The sequence below is a fragment of the Streptomyces sp. NPDC060064 genome (assembly GCF_042736455.1).
Taxonomy (GTDB): domain Bacteria; phylum Actinomycetota; class Actinomycetes; order Streptomycetales; family Streptomycetaceae; genus Streptomyces.
This window is the reverse complement of record NZ_JBHWWF010000011.1, coordinates 26,676-42,912: the sequence shown is the minus strand read 5'-3', so window position 1 is coordinate 42,912 and position 16,237 is coordinate 26,676. Positions and strand designations below refer to the sequence as shown.

Genomic DNA, 16,237 nt, shown 5'->3' with positions numbered 1-16,237 from the left:
CATTCCTATGATGGGCGCACGACACCGCGGACCACCCCGACCAGGCTGGGCCGAGAGGTGAACGGCGGCGCGACGGTGGTGGAGGGGTCGATGACTCAGGGGGCCGGTCAAGGACCCGTGGTGCGGACGGCGACGTTGCGCGATTTCCGTGTACCGCCGTATGCGCAGGTTCCCGTGCAGTCACAGGAACCACAGTCCGCTGCACCGCAGCAGCAGCAGGAAGTGCCATCCGCGGCGCCGCAGCAGCACGCACCGCAGTCCGCGGTGCCGCAGCCGCAGGAACCACAGTCCGAGGCGCCACAGCAGCACGCACCGCAGCCGCAGGCACCGCAACCACAGCCTCAGCCACAGCGGTCTCAAGTGCAGCAGTCCACGGAGTCCGGCCATCCCGGCAACGCCGTCCCGGAGAGCGAGACTCCGGACGGCTACACCCCCACCGCGCGCGACCTCCCGGTGATCAGCCGCAGCGGCCCCGGCGACACCGTCCAGGTGCAGATCAACCCGTCCGAGACGCCCGCGGCCGACGGGCTCGGCCCGCTCTACGTCGTCGGCGACGTCCACGGATATCTCGACGAACTCCACGCGGCCCTCACCGAACAGGGCCTCATCGACGCGGACGGCCAGTGGGCCGCGGGCAACGCCCGGCTCTGGTTCCTCGGCGACTTCACCGACCGGGGCCCCGACGGCATCGGCGTCATCGACCTCGTGATGCGGCTCTCCGCCGAGGCCGCGGCCGCCGGCGGCTACTGCAAGGCCCTGATGGGCAACCACGAACTGCTGCTGCTCGGGGCCAAGCGATTCGGCGACACCCCCGTCAACTCCGGGGCCGGCACCGCCACTTTCCAGGCCGCCTGGCTGCTCAACGGCGGCCAGAAGACCGATATGGACCGTCTGCAGGACGTCCATCTGCAGTGGATGGCGCGCCTCGACGCCATCGAGCTGGAGGACGAGCATCTGCTGATGCACTCCGACACCACGGCCTATCTCGAGTACGGCGACTCGATCGAAGCGGTCAACGACACCGTCCGCGAGACCCTGACCCGCAATGACGCCGACGAGTGCTGGGACCTGTTCCGCAAGTTCACCAAGCGCTTCGCCTTCCGCGACGACGGCGGCCCGCAGGCCGTACGCGAACTGCTCTCCGTCTACGGCGGCCGACGCGTTGTGCACGGCCACAGCCCCATTCCGTATCTGCTCGGCGAGGTGGGCACCGAGGACGGTGAGGACGGCGCGCGTCCGGTTGTCGAAGGCCCGCATGTGTACGCCGACGGGCTCGCGATCGCCATGGACGGCGGGGTGACCATGGCCGGAAAGCTGCTTGTGGTCGAACTCCCGCTGCATGACTGAGCCAACCCTCGACAGGGGATTTACGGAAACCCCCTGTCACCCCGTGCCGTAACCGCTCTACCATCGGCTTATCCGTAGCAGGCTCTCCTCCGTTTCTGCCCAACCGCCCGGTCAATGCGGGCAATCCGGCCCTACGGAGCATCGGGGGATGCACATGAACAGCGCTCCGCACCTGCTGACCGAGGATCGTGCCGAGTACGAGCGAATCCTCGACGACGCGCTGCGCAACGCCCATGACCGTCCGGATCTCGCTGCCGTGGGGCAGCGCCTGAACGCCGAGCAACTCCGCACGATGGCCCTGAACGCGACAGCGCTCATCACCACAGCGGCCGCAGCCGAGTACGAGCACTATGTGAAGGTCCGCGAGGATCTGCGCGCGCCCACGGCGGCCGCGTCCGTGCACAATTCCGTGCTGGCCCCGGCCGCGGGCGAGGCAGACGAGAGCGGCGCCGGATTCGCCGCCGTCATCGCCGTACTGGCGCCGGTGCTCGCGGGAACGGCTGCGGCGATCTTTCTGCTGGTCGGCTACATCCTGAAGATGCTCAGCCCCACGCCGTCCTTCGCGGACAGCCTGCTCACCGCCGGGTGGTTCTTCGGCGCGGTCACGGCGGCCGGAATCCTGGTCGCCGCGGTCGCGCTGCTGCTCACCGCTCTGCGCAACGGCGCGACCCAGGTCCCGGCCGAAGAGTCGGCGGGCGAGCCGGACGAGGTGGCCCGTGCCAGGGAGGCCTGGCGTCATGCGGTGCTGGAACGCGGCCTGCTGCCGTTTCTGCGGGCAGCGCTGGCCGATCCCAGCGCCGACCCGTCGTCCGCGGACCCGCCGCGCCATGTGAGCCGTATTCCGAAGGTCGGCTACAGCGGCCCGGACTACTCCAGCCCGAGCGAGGGCTCGACGACGGGCCAGAGACCCACCTTCACCAGTCCGGACTTCACCAGTCCGGACTTCGGCGGCCCCGAGCACCAGCCGGAGTGACCCCGGCCGGCGCCCGTGGCCGGGAGTTCACTCGGCGATCGGCAGATAGACCCGGTTGCCGGCCGCGGCGAACTCCTTGGACTTCTCGTCCATGCCCGCCTCGATCTCCTCCTGCGAGTTGCCGTGCTGCCGCCGGATGTCCTGGGAGATCTTCATCGAGCAGAACTTCGGACCGCACATCGAGCAGAAGTGCGCGGTCTTCGCCGGCTCGGCCGGCAGCGTCTCGTCGTGGAACGCCCGTGCCGTGTCCGGGTCGAGGGCCAGATTGAACTGGTCCTCCCACCGGAACTCGAAGCGCGCGTCGGAGAGTGCGTCGTCCCACTCCTGCGCTCCCGGGTGGCCCTTCGCGAGGTCCGCCGCATGCGCCGCGATCTTGTAGGTGATGACACCGGTCTTCACATCGTCGCGGTCCGGCAGGCCCAAGTGCTCCTTGGGCGTGACGTAGCAGAGCATCGCCGTTCCCCACCAGGCGATCATCGCGGCGCCGATACCGGAGGTGATGTGGTCGTACGCGGGCGCGACGTCCGTCGTCAGCGGGCCGAGCGTGTAGAAGGGGGCCTCCTCGCAGATCTCCTGCTGAAGGTCGATGTTCTCCTTGATCTTGTGCATCGGGACATGGCCCGGGCCCTCGATCATCGTCTGCACGTTGTGGCGCTTGGCGATGGTGTTGAGCTCGCCGAGCGTACGCAGCTCCGCGAACTGCGCCTCGTCATTGGCGTCCGCGATCGAGCCGGGGCGCAGTCCGTCGCCGAGGGAGTACGTCACGTCGTAGGAGGCGAGGATCTCGCAGAGCTCCTCGAAGTTCTCGTACAGGAACGATTCCTTGTGGTGCGCCAGACACCAGGCCGCCATGATCGAACCACCGCGGGAAACGATGCCGGTCTTGCGGCGGGCGGTGAGCGGCACATACCGCAGCAGCACGCCCGCGTGGACGGTCATGTAGTCGACGCCCTGCTCGGCCTGCTCGATGACCGTGTCCTTGTAGACCTCCCAGGTCAGCTCCTCGGCCTTGCCGTCGACCTTCTCGAGCGCCTGGTAGAGCGGCACGGTGCCGATCGGGACCGGGGAGTTGCGCAGCACCCACTCGCGGGTGGTGTGGATGTTGCGGCCGGTGGAGAGGTCCATGACCGTGTCCGCGCCCCACTTGGTGGCCCAGGTCATCTTGTCCACCTCCTCCTCGATGGAGGAGGTGACCGCGGAGTTGCCGATGTTGGCGTTGACCTTCACCAGGAATCGCTTGCCGATGATCATCGGCTCGATCTCGGGGTGGTTGACGTTGGCGGGCAGGACGGCCCGGCCCGCCGCGATCTCTTCACGGACGACCTCGGCGGAGACGTTCTCGCGGATCGCGACGTACTCCATCTCCGGGGTGATCTCACCGCGGCGGGCGTACGCGAGCTGTGTCACCGCCTGGCCGTCGCGGCCCCGGCGGGGCTGGCGCGGGCGGCCGGGGAAGACGGCGTCGAGGTTGCGCAGTCCCCCGCGCGGCGAGGTGTGCTTGATCCCGTCGTCCTCGGGGCGGACCGGGCGGCCCGCATACTCCTCGGTGTCGCCGCGGCCGATGATCCAGTTCTCCCGCAGCGGCGGCAGGCCGCGGCGGACGTCGGTCTCGACGGTGGGATCGGTGTACGGGCCGGACGTGTCGTACAGCGTCACGTCCTTGCCATTGGTGAGGTGCACTTGCCGGACCGGCACCCGGAGGTCGGGGCGCGAACCCTCGACGTACCCCTTGTGCCAGCCGGGCTTGCGCTCCGCCTGGTCGGCGGCAGGCGTGCGTGCATCCTGAACGGTCATGAGACCTACTCCCTACGCCGGCATTACCCGGTAACAGGTTCGGCGGTCGACGCAGCGGCTTCCGTACGGTTCGTCACGACTCGTACGAAGGTCAGCGCCCTCTCAGCCCGGTGCTCCGAGCTCCCGCGTGTGCAAAGGTGCCACCACGCTAGCGTCATTTCTGGCGTGCTGAACAGTGGGCCCCTCCCGTTCTTGCGATGATCGGTCGGTGACCTCCTCGCAGCAGAAGCCCGAAGCACACAGCCATGCGCACAGCCATGGGCCGGCCGCGCCCGTCTCCAAGCACCTGCGCAAGGTCATCGCCGCGGTGCTGATTCCCTTCTCCACCGCGGTTTTGGTCGGGCTGTTCGTACTCTGGCCGGGCGGTGCTCCCGACCATCAGCGCAGCGGTGTCGGCTTCGACCGGCAGACCGAGCAGGGCAAGGTGGTGACGGTCGAGGAGGTCAACTGCAAGGACGTGAATGCGGCGCAGGTGCCGCCGACCGGCGACACCTCCACGCCCGAGGGGCGCGAGGCGGTCAATTCCCAGCGGGGCAGCTGCGCGAAGGCGACGATCGAGGTCACCAGTGGTAAGGACAAAGGCCGTACCTTCACCGAGATTGTCCAGCCGGACGCTCCACGTCAGTTGAGCAAGGGCCAGGGTGTGGTGGTGGCGTACGCGCCCGATGCGCCCCGCGATCTTCAGTACTCCGTGACCGATGTGGACCGGAAGTTCCCGATGGTGCTGCTGGCCGGCATCTTCGCGCTCGTGGTGGTGCTGGTGGGACGGATGCGCGGTGTGATGGCGCTGATCGCGCTCGCCGCCTCGTTCGCCGTGCTGACCCTGTTCATCCTGCCGGCGATCCTGCAGGGCTCAAATCCTCTGATCGTCGCGGTGATCGGGGCGAGCGCCATCATGCTGATCGCTCTCTATCTGTGCCACGGACTCACCGCACGTACGTCGGTCGCGGTCCTCGGCACGCTGATCTCGCTGCTGCTGATCGGACTGCTCGGTTCGCTCTTCATCGGCTGGGCGAGCCTGACCGGCAACACCGACGACAGCACCGGCCTGATCCATGGCCTGTTTCCGAACATCGACTTGAGCGGACTGCTGCTGGCCAGCGTCATCATCGGTTCGCTCGGTGTGCTCGACGATGTGACAGTGACCCAGACCTCGGCGGTCTGGGAGCTGCACCAGGCGGATCCGGGTATGGGGGCGCGCGGTCTCTACCGGGCGGCCATCCGGATCGGCCGGGACCATATCGCGTCGGTCGTGAACACGCTCGTACTCGCTTACGCGGGCGCGGCGTTGCCGCTGCTGCTGCTCTTCTCGATCGCGCAGAGCAGTGTGGGCACGGTGGCCAACAGTGAGTTGGTGGCGGTGGAGATTGTTCGGACCCTGGTGGGGTCGATCGGTCTGGTTGCTTCGGTTCCGGTGACCACCGCGCTCGCCGCGATGGTGGTGTCCGCGGACCGGCCGAGTACGGCGGGAGCGTCAGGCGCCGTGAGCGGTCCGCCGGTGCCGCCGGTGCCGCCGGTGCGGAGCGGGAAGGGCCGCCGCCGCAAGAAGTAGCTCATCGGCGCTCCGGCCACCGCTCAACCGGCGTTCTCCTCGGCGAGGATGCGCCCGAGCGCCTCTTCCAGACTGCCCTCGAATTCGCCCAGTGTGCGCTCCTGCCCCAGCGGCACCAGCTTGTCGGTGCGGTCGAGGAAGCCCACCAGTGGCGCCGCGCTCGACCGGAACAGCGCCCGGTCGCGGCCGACCTGGAGCCTGATGCCGACGTCGGACAACCCTGCGGGCCCGGTCGGCGCAATGTGCACATCGCCGTCCCCGCTCGGCCCGTTGATGCCGTCGAGCAGCAACTCACGGCCGAATGCCCAGGTCACGGGGGCGTCTCCAGGTAGATGGAAGGTCATCCGTACCGCGTAGGGGTCCTCCGTCTCGTATCGGAGCTCCACCTGGATCCGGAAGGAGAGCTCCTCTGAGACAAGGAAACTCATGAGGACCTCGGCATGGACCGACTCACGCATCGTGTACCCCGCAGTGGCTGAAGCAGTGAATGAAACCTGCTGAAAACGGCCAGGATTGGCACCCCATGGCCCTCTTGACGCAATGGTGCTGGAAGCGCTGGAAGATCACAAGGAGTGATTTTTCAGATACTGATAGAGAAGGTTAGCGAACTTAGCAGCCCAGCCATACCGCTACGTAGCTGTTCGATCTCAGGCAGTAATCGCTCGTCCAGGCGAAGGGAGGGAAATGGCCATCGCGGCGACAGGATCCGGCCATGACCTCGATTGCGGGCCCGATGTTCACGGCGGATCTGCTGTCGCGCCGGCTCAGCAGACGCTGACCAAGGGCACCGGTCGCTCTACCAGTCGCTGCTCGAACTCGAGGACGCCATGAACTTCCGTACGACAAAGATGAGTCCGCCGACGAGAGCGACGAAGACCAGAGCCTTGAAGAGCAGCCCGATCACAAAGCCGACGACGCTGGCAATCAGCCCACCGAACACAACAAGGGCGATAACGGGCACAGCAACCCACTTCACCCACCACGGCATCCCCGCGAACATCTCTCGCACAGCCATCGTCCTTACCTCGTTTCTCTGAGTTCCTGGCTTCGATGCTAGGCGGGAGAGGGGGGCAACGGGGGCGCGCAGGCCCTTGAACTCCCCTGACCGAACCCCTAGGGACAGGACAGGGTCACGCTCAGCTCTCAGGCGGAGAGAAGACCACCATGACCCGCAGATCCTCGGTGATGTGGTGGAACTTGTGCGCCACTCCGGCCGGGACATAGACCACGCTGCCCCGTCCGACTTGCGTCGTTTCCATCCCGACGGTGATCGCGGCCCGGCCACTGACGACGAAGTACACCTCGTCCTGGCGATGGGGCAGCTGCGGGTCGAGCTCGCCCGCGTCCAGCGCGTACAGGCCGACCGACATGTTCCGTTCGCGCAGGAACTGCAGATACGCACCGTCATTGGCGGCGCGCTCCGCCTCCAACTCGTCCAGTCGGAATGCCTTCATCGTCCGTCCGCCCCTGCCTTGGTCCGATCACGTCTGCCACGATCAGACACATGAAGAATTTTGTAGTCAAGACGATCGCCAACGCGGCAGCCCTGCTGGTCGCGATCTGGCTGCTGCAGGACATCACCCTGACCGGTGACAGCACCGGCAGGAAGGCATGGACGCTGGTTCTGGTGGCCCTGCTCTTCGGGCTGGTCAATTTCCTTGTCAAGCCGGTGGTGAAGCTGCTCACGTTGCCGCTGTTCATCCTCACGCTGGGGCTGATCACGCTGGTGATCAATGCCCTGATGCTGCTGCTGACCTCTTGGCTGGCCGACCAGTTCGATCTGAACTTCCATGTCGAGGGCTTCTGGACGGCCGTGCTCGGTGGCCTGATCATCTCCGTCGTTTCATGGGCGATGAATGTCGCCCTGCCCGACAAGGACTGAGTACCGCGTGAATTCTGCGTATCGCATCTGCTTTGTCTGCACCGGCAACATCTGCCGCTCACCCATGGCCGAGTCCGTCTTCCGCGCGCGAGTGGCGGACGCCGGACTCGACGGGGTGGTGGAGGTGGACAGTGCCGGCACGGATGGCTGGCACGAGGGCGACGGTGCCGACCGGCGCACCGTCGCTGTGCTGGAGGCAGGCGGCTACGAGTCCAGGCACAGCGCGCGCCAGTTCCGCGCCGCCTGGTTCCCGCTCCTCGATCTGGTGATCGCGCTGGACGAGGGGCATCTGCGGGAGCTGCGGCGGCTCGCGCCGACAGCCTCGGACGCCGCGAAGGTACGTCTGCTGCGGGCGTACGATCCATCGGCCGTCGCGGATCTGGATGTTCCCGATCCGTACTACGGCGGCATGGACGGCTTCGAGGAGTGCCTGAACATGGTGGAGGCGGCGAGCGAGGGCCTGCTCGACGCGGTACGCACGGCTGTCGAGGAGCGAGCTGCATGAGCGCGGGACATGAGACCTTCCCACTGAGGACAGGGGATGGCACCAGGGCGGTACGGGCGGGGCTGCCCGAGCCGGTGAAGTACGAACCGACCCTGCCGGGTCCGGTCTTCGCGGCCCACTTCCATCTGCCGGGCGAAGCCACCGGGCCGTACACCTACGGCCGTGACACCAACCCGACCTGGACGTATCTCGAGCGGGCGATCGGCGAGCTGGAGGCACCGGGGGAGTCCGTCGAGACCGTGGCCTTCGCCTCGGGCATGGCAGCGGTCTCGGCCGTGCTTTTCTCGCAGCTCAAGGCCGGTGACGCAGTGGTGCTGCCGGTCGACGGCTATCAGGCGCTGCCGCTGGTGCGCGAGCGGCTCGAGGCGTACGGCGTCGAGGTGCGCACCGCGCCGACCGGCGACGACGCGCAGCTGTCCGTCCTGGACGGCGCCCGGCTGCTGTGGATCGAGACACCGTCCAATCCGGGGCTCGATGTGTGCGATGTGCGGCGGCTCGCGGAGGCGGCGCACACGGCCGGCGCTCTGGTCGCGGTCGACAACACCCTGGCGACGCCGCTCGGCCAGCGCCCGCTGGAGCTGGGCGCCGACTTCTCGGTGGCAAGCGACACCAAGGGCATGACAGGCCACGGCGACATCCTGCTCGGCCATGTGACCTGCCGTGATACGGAGTTGGCCGCGGGTGTACGGCAGTGGCGCAAGGTCGTAGGAGCGATCCCGGGCCCGATGGAAGCGTGGCTCGCGCACCGCTCGCTGGCCACGCTGCAGCTGCGGATCGAGCGGCAGTGCGCGAACGCGCTGGCGCTCGCGGAGGCGCTGAGCGGGCGTGGCGAGGTGACCGGTCTGCGCTATCCGGGCCTGGCGACGGACCCTTCGCACAAGACAGCCTCGCTGCAGATGCGGCGCTTCGGCTGTGTGGTCTCGTTCGTCCTGCCGGACCGCGGCCACGCGGAACGCTTCATGGACAGTCTGCGGCTGGTGGACGACGCGACGAGCTTCGGTGGCGTGCGCTCCACCGCGGAACGGCGCGGACGCTGGGGCGGCGACGCCGTGCCGGATGGCTTCATCCGCTTCTCGGCGGGCGCAGAGGACGCCGAGGACCTGGTGGCAGATGTGCTGCGGGCGCTGGACGAGGCGGCGGACTCGACTCCGTAGGCCGGGGCCGTAGCCCGGGGCCGGGGGCGTACGCCGGTGTACGTCGGCGCGCTGAGAGGCTGTACGTACAACGGGCGGCCCGAGCCTCCCCCCTCATGGCTCGGACCGCCCTCGGTTCCACGCGTCAAGAACCGCGTGACCAAGGCTAGTTGACTCTGTGTCAGTGTCCAATCACAGTAGCGACAGCGACCTATCGACTTATTTATAGTTGGCCGGGTTCGCAGGCATTGCCCGGTGGGCGCAGTCAGGCTGCATCGTCGGGCGCGTATCGTCGCGTCGGGAGGGCATGGCATGGATCTGGCCCTGTTACGCACATTCGTCACGGTGCACCGGGCCGGCTCATTCACCCGCGCCGCGGCGCTGCTCGGCCTCTCCCAGCCCGCGGTGACCGGCCAGATCCGCACGTTGGAGCGGCAGCTTGGCCGCCCGCTGTTCCTGCGCCAGGCGCGCGGAGTGACTCCCACGACCATCGGCGACGAGCTCGCGCACCGGGCCGCACCGCATCTGGACGCCTTGGTGGAGATCGCCGAGACCGGGCTCGACGAGGAGGCAGGCGTACGAACCCTGCATCTCGCCGGTCTCCCGGAGTTCACCTCGCTGCGCGCCCTGCCCGCCCTCACCCCGCTGATCTCCCGGGGACTGGCGCTGCGCGCCTCGTTCGGGAACTCCGAAGAAACACTGGAGGGGCTGGCCGCCGGACACCACGATCTGGCCATCACCACGGCCCGTCCGCGCGGCGGGCTGCTCACCGCGACTCCGCTCTGCGACGAGGAGCACGTACTCGTCGCCTCGCCGCGCTGGGCGGCGCGGCTGGGGCCCGGCCTCCTGCGCAAGGGGCATGTGGTGCTCGAGCAGCTTCCGGTCGTGGAGGTGCACGAGTCCCTGCCGCTGGTCTCGCGCTACTGGTCCGCCGTCTTCGACTCCCGGCCGGCCGCCGCGGGCGCCGTCATCGCGCCCGATCTGCGGGCGGTCCTGGAGGCCGCGGCCTCGGGCGCCGGGCTCGCCGTGCTGCCGCGCTATCTGTGCGAGGACGCCTTGCAGCGCGGCCGGGTGGTGGCGCTGCTCGACCCGCCGGTGCCCCCGCTGCGTACGTACTTTCTGGTCGTACGCACCGGCACACTCGCCCTTCCGCACATCGCGCGGGCGCACGAGTGGCTGCTGCGCGCGGCCGTCGACTGGTGACCGAAGGGCGGACAGGAGTTTCAGAACGGGTGGAGTGGGCCACTCTCTTGCCATGACCGAACGACCTGTGGTCAAGCGCACCGCACGCGCCATCCTGCTGGACGGCAGCGACCTCGTCCTGATCAAGCGCACCAAACCCGGAGTGGATCCTTACTGGCTCACGCCCGGTGGCGGGGTCGAGCCCGAGGACGCCACCGTCGTCGACGCGCTCCACCGGGAGGTGGACGAAGAGCTCGGCGCCAAGATCACCGATGTGGTGCCCTGCTTCGTCGACACTGTCGAACACATCGCGGACGGCGGTGTGACGGGGGTGAAGGTGCAGCACTTCTTCGTCTGCCGACTGGAGTCCATGGACCCGGCGCGGCGGCACGGCCCGGAGATCGACGAGCCCTGCGGGGAGTACGAGATCGTACGGGTGCCGTTCAGCCGGGTCGGGATCGCGGCCGTCCATCTCGTACCGCTGTCACTGCGGCACTACCTGGACGGCAATATCGAGGGCGTACGCGCGATGCACGCACCCGACCTGGGCTAGTACGCCACCCAGCACGCCGCTAGTCGCCGGCCGCCACGAGTTCTTCGAGGGAGTCGTGGCGGATCCGGTCGGACGGGATGCCGATGCCGCGCAGCGCGTTGACACTGCTGCGGATCATTCCGGGCGGTCCGGAGAGATAGGCGTCGTACTCGTACCACGGGCCGTACTCCCGTACGGCGTCCGGGAAATGCGACCGGCCGTCGACCACCGGGCGGACCGAGAGCCAGGGGTGCGTCTGCTGGAGCCGCAGCATCGTGTCGATGTCGTAGAGGTCGAAATCGGTGCGCGCTCCGTAGAAGACCTGTACCGGACGCCGGTCGCCGTGCTCGGCGACATCCTCGACCAACGCCTTGATGGGGGCGATACCGGTACCGCCGCCCAGACAGAGCAGACCGTTGTCGGTGGTGTGGTCGACGGTCATCGAGCCGGCGGGCGGCCCGAGGCGCAGGATGTCCCCGGGGCGGGCGTGGTGGACCAGGGCGTTGGAGACCCAGCCGGCCGGGACCGCCTTGACATGGAACGAGAGCAGACCGTCGGAGCGGGGCGCTCCGGCGAAGGAGTAGTGCCGCCAGATCCGCGGCCACCAGGGCGTTTCCACGCTTGTGTACTGGCCGGCCAGGAAGGCGTACGGCTGGTCGGGGCGAACGGTGATGATCGCGATGTCAGGAGTTCTGAGGTCGTGCGACACCACCTCGCCGTGCCACCAGGCGGGAGCGTGCCGCTCGTTCTCGGAGGCCGCGTCGATCATGATCTGGGAGATCGTGATGTACGTACGGACCCAGGCGGCCTCGGTCTCCTCGTCCCAGGTCGTCGTGGCGTACCGGGCCAGCGCGCCGATCAGCGCTTCTCCGACGGCTGGGTAGTGCGCGGCCTGGGTGCCGTACTTGCGGTGGCCGCGGCCCAGGTGCTGGAGGTAGTCGGTGAGCACGGCCGCATTGTCCATGTGATCGGCGGCGGTGAGCAGGGCTTTGAGGAGCCGGTCACGCTGAGAGTCCATGGCGGCGGGGAAGAGGCCACGCAGCTCGGGATGGCGGACGAAGAGCAGGGCGTAGAAGTACGAGGTGACCTTGTCGGCGACGGGCGCGATCTCCGCCATGGTGCGGCGGATGAGAATGGCGTCGGGGGAAGCGGGGGCGGCGGGTGGTGGTTCATGAGGGGTGGGGGCCTCGTGGCGGCCGGGGGCCTCATGGACTGTGTGGGCCTCTTGGGCCTCGTGGGCGTTGTCGAGCGGGGGGCGCTCGTCCGGGGCGCGCTCGATCGGGTCGTGCTCGATCGGGAGGTCGTCGACGGGGACCTCGTCGAGAGCAGTCTCATCGAGCGGGGCGTCGGCCACGGGGGCGGCGGCAGCGGCCACATGGGCTGCCTGAGTTTCAGCCGCGGGCGACGGGGCGGTACGGGACGGACCGGAGCCCACCGGGCGTATGGAGGCGACGGGGCGCCGCGGGGCGACTATTCGTTCCTGCCCGCCATCACCCGCAGACGCCCCCTCGCCGGGGGCGGGAGTGGGGGCGGCCCGGCCCTGGGCCGGCTGCTTACGAGGGGTGAACCATCCGCCTCCGCCGCTGTCACCTGCAGTGCCGTTGTCGGCCGACGTGGTGGTCGGAGCGTCCATTGTCTGCCTCGCCTCGAACATCTTTCGGTCGGTCCACGCACTTCCGCTGGTCCGGAACGTGCCTCAATTCCCCGTTGCCTCAAGACTGCTGCCGGCCCACACTAACCTCGGCCACGCGCCGATTAGGGAGAAGTAAGCCCGGAATGTGACATTGACCGCAGCGCCCGTCGTCGCAGCATGCCAGGTGGCGGGACCGCATTGGACAAAGAGCGGAAAGTCCGGGCATCCGAACCCGCTTTCCCGTTAGGCTCCAATGCCCCCATGTCCATGTGCCGGGTCTCCCGGACCCCCGGAGCTGCTGAACTATCTGCGAAATCGCACCAGTTCATAGGCCTCGCGCAGATCGCCCCCCATATAGGTGTGTGTAGCCAGACCCGACAGATGGTGGTCGGCATTCACCGCCACCGTTGTGGGCACCGACGCGAAGATCTCCGCGTCGGACATGGAATCACCGTATGCAACACATGCGTCCAGACCAACCCCGAAGTCTGCACAAAGCCGATCAGCGATCTTCACTTTCGCGGCCGCGTTGAGAGTGCCCGCGGGGTCCACGGGCCGGGTGAAGGGCAGCTCGGGAAAGAGTGAGCCGTGCGCCGCATGAGCTCCCCAGCCCAGCAGCCGCTCCACGAAGAAGGAGGGCGAGAGTGAAATGACGGCGCAGTAGTCGCCGCCTTTACGGATCTCCCGCCACACCTCCTGGATACCGTCGAGCCAGGGCGCCGTCTCAAAAGCGGCCGCCACATGCGCCTCGGTGAGATCGGCCCACAGAGCGTGCACACGCACCGCATACTCCGGCGGGCCGATCCTGCGAGCGATGATGTCCCGCTCCAGCTCGCCGATCTCTTCCAGCAGCCCCAGCTGCCGGGATATCTCCACGGGCGCCGCCGATCCGCGGATCAGTGTGCCGTCGAGATCGAATATGTGCAGCCTGCGTGTTCTCTCCATGTACGCCGAGGCTAGTACTCGCGATTACTCCCGCTGCCAGACGCGACGGTCCGGCCCACCCGGCACCGTGTTTCACGTGAAACCACTCAGGCGCCCCGCTCGCCGGGCTCTCCTCGTCGTCCATGTAGCCGCATCCGCCGGCTGGCTCGGGCTCACGCTCGGTCTGCTCGCGCTTGCCGTCACCGCCGCCACCACCGAGTCGGGGCCGATGATCGAGGCCACGTGCCGCTCGATGAAGGTCTTCACGGACTGGCTGGTGATTCCGGTCGCGATGCTGACCCTGGTCAGTGGTCTGCTGCTGTCGCTCCGCACCAAATGGGGCCTTGCCAGACACCGCTGGGTCTATACGAAGTTCTGGCTGACCCTCGTCACCATCACCGCATCACTCTTCGCTCTGCGCCCTGGGGTCAACAACGCGGTCGACACCATCTCGTCCGGCACTCCCTTGGCCGAGCCGCTCGACCTGGTGATGGGCCCGGCCGTCTCCCTGACCACATACGTCTTCATGACCGTCATCTCCGTCCTCAAACCGTGGGGTCTCACGCGGCGCGGCCGGCGGTCGCGCGTCTCGGCCACTTCACCGAAAGCACTGGACGAACGATCACCGCGTCAGAGAGCCTGACCTCTATGTCGACACCGCTCTCCGAGCTGCCCATTCGCCGTCTGACCACGGATGACCTCATTTCCTGCGCCGATCTGTCCGAGGACCGCGGCTGGCCTCGCGAGGAGCACAAATGGGGCCTGCTGCTGACGGCAGGGACGGGGTACGGCATCGACGACCCGGCGGGCAAGGGACTGATGACCGCCTGCGTACTGACTTCGTACGGCCCTGGGCTCACCGCGATCGGGATGGTGCTCGTCGCCGAACGGTTCGCCCGCCAGGGCGTCGGACGGCACCTGATGAAGCATGTGCTCGAGGTGACCGGGGAGACCCCGGTCACCCTGCACGCCACCGCGAACGGACAGCCGCTCTACGAGGAGCTGGGCTTTATGAACACTGGCCGCGCCGAAATGGTCCGCGGCCACTTCCATGCCTCGGGCCCGGCCGCCGAAGTGTTCACCCGCCCGGCGACCGCCGAGGACCTCCCGGCCGTCCTGCGCCTCGACACCGAGGTCTTCGGCCTGGACCGCACCCATATGATCACGCGCCTGCCCGCCTTCGCGGACCAGCTCCGGGTGGCGGAGGAGGACGGCGAACTGACGGGCTACGCGGCGGCCTGGCCGAACATGGAGACTCAGGTCGTCGGACCGCTGATCGCCCGGGACACGGAGACGGCGCAGGCGCTGATCGCCTCGTTGGCGGCGGGCACGGACCGGCCGCTCCGTACGGATATCGACGTACGCCATGAGGAGCTGCTCACCTGGGTGAAGGAGCACGGCCTGGAGCCGATCGCCTTCAACGCGGTGATGACGTACGGCATCCCGGGCCTCCCGGGGGACTGGACCCGCCGCTTTGCACCTTTGACGGTCGCGGCGGGCTAGCCGGTCGGGCAGATCCACCTTCAGTGGCGGGCTGCGGTGGCCAGCGCCGCGTCGGGGCTGGAGGCAGCGATGAACTGGCTGGTGTCGGTGCGGCGCTCGAGGCGGCGTGAGAGGACGGCGAGGGCGAGAGCCGAGGCGGCGAGGGCGGCGCCGACCCAGTTGGGGGCGGTGTAGCCGAGGCCGGCCGCGATGACGATGCCGCCCAGCCAGGCCGAGAGCGCGTTGCCGAGGTTGAAGGCGCCGATGTTGACGGCAGAGGCCAGCGTGGGGGCTCCGGCAGCCTGGTCCAGGACCCGCTTCTGCAAGGGCGGGACGGTCGCGAATCCCAGGGCACCGATCAGCACGATGGTCACGGCCGCCGCGATCTTGCTGTGGGCGGTGAGCGTGAACAGGGCGAGCACGGCCGCAAGGGAACCCAGCGACACATACAGCATCGGCATCAGGGCACGGTCCGCGAACTTGCCGCCGACGAGGTTGCCACCGACCATGCCGAGGCCGAAGAGGACGAGCAGCCAGGTGACGGAGCCATCGGCGAAGCCGGTGACCTCGGTCATCATCGGCGTGATGTAGGTGATGGCGGCGAAGACTCCGCCGAAGCCGAGGACCGTCATCGCCATGGCGAGCAGCACCTGCGCATTGCGGAAGGCGGCCAGCTCGTGGCGCAGCCGTACACCCTCGACCTTCGGCATGTCGGGTATGAGCTTCGCGATGCCGACGAGGCCGATGACACCGAGCCCGGCGACGATGGCGAAGGTCACCCTCCAGCCGATGCTCTGGCCTACGAAGGTGCCCAGCGGAACGCCCACGACGTTGGCCACTGTCAGACCGGTGAACATCATCGCGATGGCGCCGGCCTTCTTCTCGGGGGCGACGAGATCCGCCGCGACGACCGAGCCGATGCCGAAGAACGCGCCGTGCGCCAGCGAGGCGACTACCCGGCCGGCGAGCATCACGCCGAACACCGGGGCGACCGCGGAGAGCAGGTTGCCCGCGATGAAGAGTCCCATCAGCAGCATCAGCATGCGCTTACGGGAGATCCGGGTGCCGAGGACGGTCATCAGCGGGGCGCCGAGTACGACGCCGAGCGCATAGCCGGTGACCAGGAACCCAGCCGTGGGGATCGACACCCCGAAGTCCGTGGCGACCTCGGGCAGCAACCCCATGATCACGAACTCGGTGGTGCCGATACCGAAGGCCCCAATGGCGAGGGCGAGGAGCGCGAGTGGCATGGAACAACACCTTCCAAGACGATTGCATCTGCGCCTTACGAGCGTCGA

General features: G+C 68.1%; 17 protein-coding genes and 1 riboswitch. Of the genes, 10 read left to right on the top strand and 7 right to left on the bottom strand.

Annotation, left to right across the window (positions count from 1 at the left end; all coding sequences use genetic code 11):
* The first annotated feature begins 90 nt into the window (after positions 1-90).
* Positions 91-1,347 (top strand): metallophosphoesterase, encoded by a 1,257-nt coding sequence (locus ACFWDI_RS15260; protein WP_385304169.1) that lies wholly within the window; start codon positions 91-93, stop codon positions 1,345-1,347.
* 148 nt (positions 1,348-1,495) lie between these two features.
* Positions 1,496-2,320, top strand: a complete 825-nt coding sequence (locus ACFWDI_RS15255) for a hypothetical protein (protein WP_385304167.1) — start codon at positions 1,496-1,498, stop codon at positions 2,318-2,320.
* Between the two features lie 27 nt (positions 2,321-2,347).
* Here the strand turns inward: ACFWDI_RS15255 and thiC are convergent, their stop codons facing one another.
* Entirely contained in the window at positions 2,348-4,114 is a 1,767-nt protein-coding gene (gene thiC / locus ACFWDI_RS15250) for a phosphomethylpyrimidine synthase ThiC (RefSeq protein WP_385304165.1), read from the bottom strand.
* Positions 4,107-4,251: riboswitch (TPP riboswitch) on the bottom strand. (Overlaps the previous gene by 8 nt.)
* Before the next feature lie 71 nt (positions 4,252-4,322).
* On the opposite strand from thiC, the gene ACFWDI_RS15245 reads away from it, so the two are divergent.
* On the top strand, positions 4,323-5,666 hold the full coding sequence (locus tag ACFWDI_RS15245) for a YibE/F family protein (protein WP_385304163.1): 1,344 nt from the start codon (positions 4,323-4,325) through the stop codon (positions 5,664-5,666).
* Between the two features lie 23 nt (positions 5,667-5,689).
* Here the strand turns inward: ACFWDI_RS15245 and ACFWDI_RS15240 are convergent, their stop codons facing one another.
* The 3 genes from ACFWDI_RS15240 to ACFWDI_RS15230 all read right to left on the bottom strand — a co-directional run bounded on the left by ACFWDI_RS15240 (position 5,690) and on the right by ACFWDI_RS15230 (position 7,120).
* A complete protein-coding gene (locus ACFWDI_RS15240) occupies positions 5,690-6,124 on the bottom strand; it encodes an SsgA family sporulation/cell division regulator (RefSeq protein WP_362684154.1) in 435 nt (144 codons plus the stop codon).
* A gap of 338 nt (positions 6,125-6,462) precedes the next feature.
* On the bottom strand, positions 6,463-6,675 hold the full coding sequence (locus ACFWDI_RS15235) for a DUF5326 family protein (protein WP_385304418.1): 213 nt from the start codon (positions 6,673-6,675) through the stop codon (positions 6,463-6,465).
* Between the two features lie 127 nt (positions 6,676-6,802).
* On the bottom strand, positions 6,803-7,120 hold the full coding sequence (locus tag ACFWDI_RS15230; protein ID WP_108150174.1) for a cupin domain-containing protein: 318 nt from the start codon (positions 7,118-7,120) through the stop codon (positions 6,803-6,805).
* 50 nt (positions 7,121-7,170) lie between these two features.
* Here ACFWDI_RS15230 and ACFWDI_RS15225 point away from each other — a divergent pair, with 50 nt between their 5' ends.
* The 5 genes from ACFWDI_RS15225 to ACFWDI_RS15205 all read left to right on the top strand — a co-directional run bounded on the left by ACFWDI_RS15225 (position 7,171) and on the right by ACFWDI_RS15205 (position 10,921).
* Positions 7,171-7,548 carry a phage holin family protein gene (locus tag ACFWDI_RS15225; protein WP_385304160.1) on the top strand — a complete coding sequence of 126 codons (378 nt, stop codon included), beginning with the start codon at positions 7,171-7,173 and terminating at the stop codon, positions 7,546-7,548.
* A gap of 64 nt (positions 7,549-7,612) precedes the next feature.
* Positions 7,613-8,053, top strand: coding sequence for a low molecular weight protein-tyrosine-phosphatase (locus ACFWDI_RS15220; protein ID WP_385304416.1), 441 nt, complete (start codon positions 7,613-7,615; stop codon positions 8,051-8,053).
* Complete coding sequence (locus tag ACFWDI_RS15215) at positions 8,050-9,207, top strand: cystathionine gamma-lyase (protein ID WP_385304158.1); 1,158 nt, start codon at positions 8,050-8,052, stop codon at positions 9,205-9,207. Before ACFWDI_RS15220 ends, ACFWDI_RS15215 begins: the two co-directional genes overlap by 4 nt.
* A gap of 291 nt (positions 9,208-9,498) precedes the next feature.
* On the top strand, positions 9,499-10,389 hold the full coding sequence (locus ACFWDI_RS15210; RefSeq protein ID WP_385304156.1) for a LysR family transcriptional regulator: 891 nt from the start codon (positions 9,499-9,501) through the stop codon (positions 10,387-10,389).
* A gap of 52 nt (positions 10,390-10,441) precedes the next feature.
* Entirely contained in the window at positions 10,442-10,921 is a 480-nt protein-coding gene (locus ACFWDI_RS15205) for an NUDIX hydrolase (RefSeq protein WP_327324732.1), read from the top strand.
* A gap of 19 nt (positions 10,922-10,940) precedes the next feature.
* On the opposite strand, the gene ACFWDI_RS15200 is transcribed toward ACFWDI_RS15205, so the two are convergent.
* Both ACFWDI_RS15200 and ACFWDI_RS15195 read right to left on the bottom strand, forming a co-directional pair.
* Positions 10,941-12,533 (bottom strand): globin domain-containing protein, encoded by a 1,593-nt coding sequence (locus ACFWDI_RS15200; protein WP_385304154.1) that lies wholly within the window; start codon positions 12,531-12,533, stop codon positions 10,941-10,943.
* Positions 12,534-12,836: 303 nt separating this feature from the next.
* Complete coding sequence (locus ACFWDI_RS15195) at positions 12,837-13,478, bottom strand: HAD family hydrolase (RefSeq protein ID WP_385304152.1); 642 nt, start codon at positions 13,476-13,478, stop codon at positions 12,837-12,839.
* A 76-nt stretch (positions 13,479-13,554) separates the two neighbouring features.
* Here ACFWDI_RS15195 and ACFWDI_RS15190 point away from each other — a divergent pair, with 76 nt between their 5' ends.
* On the top strand, positions 13,555-14,100 hold the full coding sequence (locus ACFWDI_RS15190; RefSeq protein WP_385304149.1) for a DUF2269 domain-containing protein: 546 nt from the start codon (positions 13,555-13,557) through the stop codon (positions 14,098-14,100).
* A gap of 5 nt (positions 14,101-14,105) precedes the next feature.
* Positions 14,106-14,960: a GNAT family N-acetyltransferase gene (locus ACFWDI_RS15185; protein ID WP_385304147.1), complete on the top strand. Its 855-nt coding sequence runs from the start codon at positions 14,106-14,108 to the stop codon at positions 14,958-14,960.
* Between the two features lie 20 nt (positions 14,961-14,980).
* On the opposite strand, the gene ACFWDI_RS15180 is transcribed toward ACFWDI_RS15185, so the two are convergent.
* Entirely contained in the window at positions 14,981-16,189 is a 1,209-nt protein-coding gene (locus tag ACFWDI_RS15180; RefSeq protein ID WP_385304145.1) for an MFS transporter, read from the bottom strand.
* Positions 16,190-16,237 lie beyond the last annotated feature (48 nt).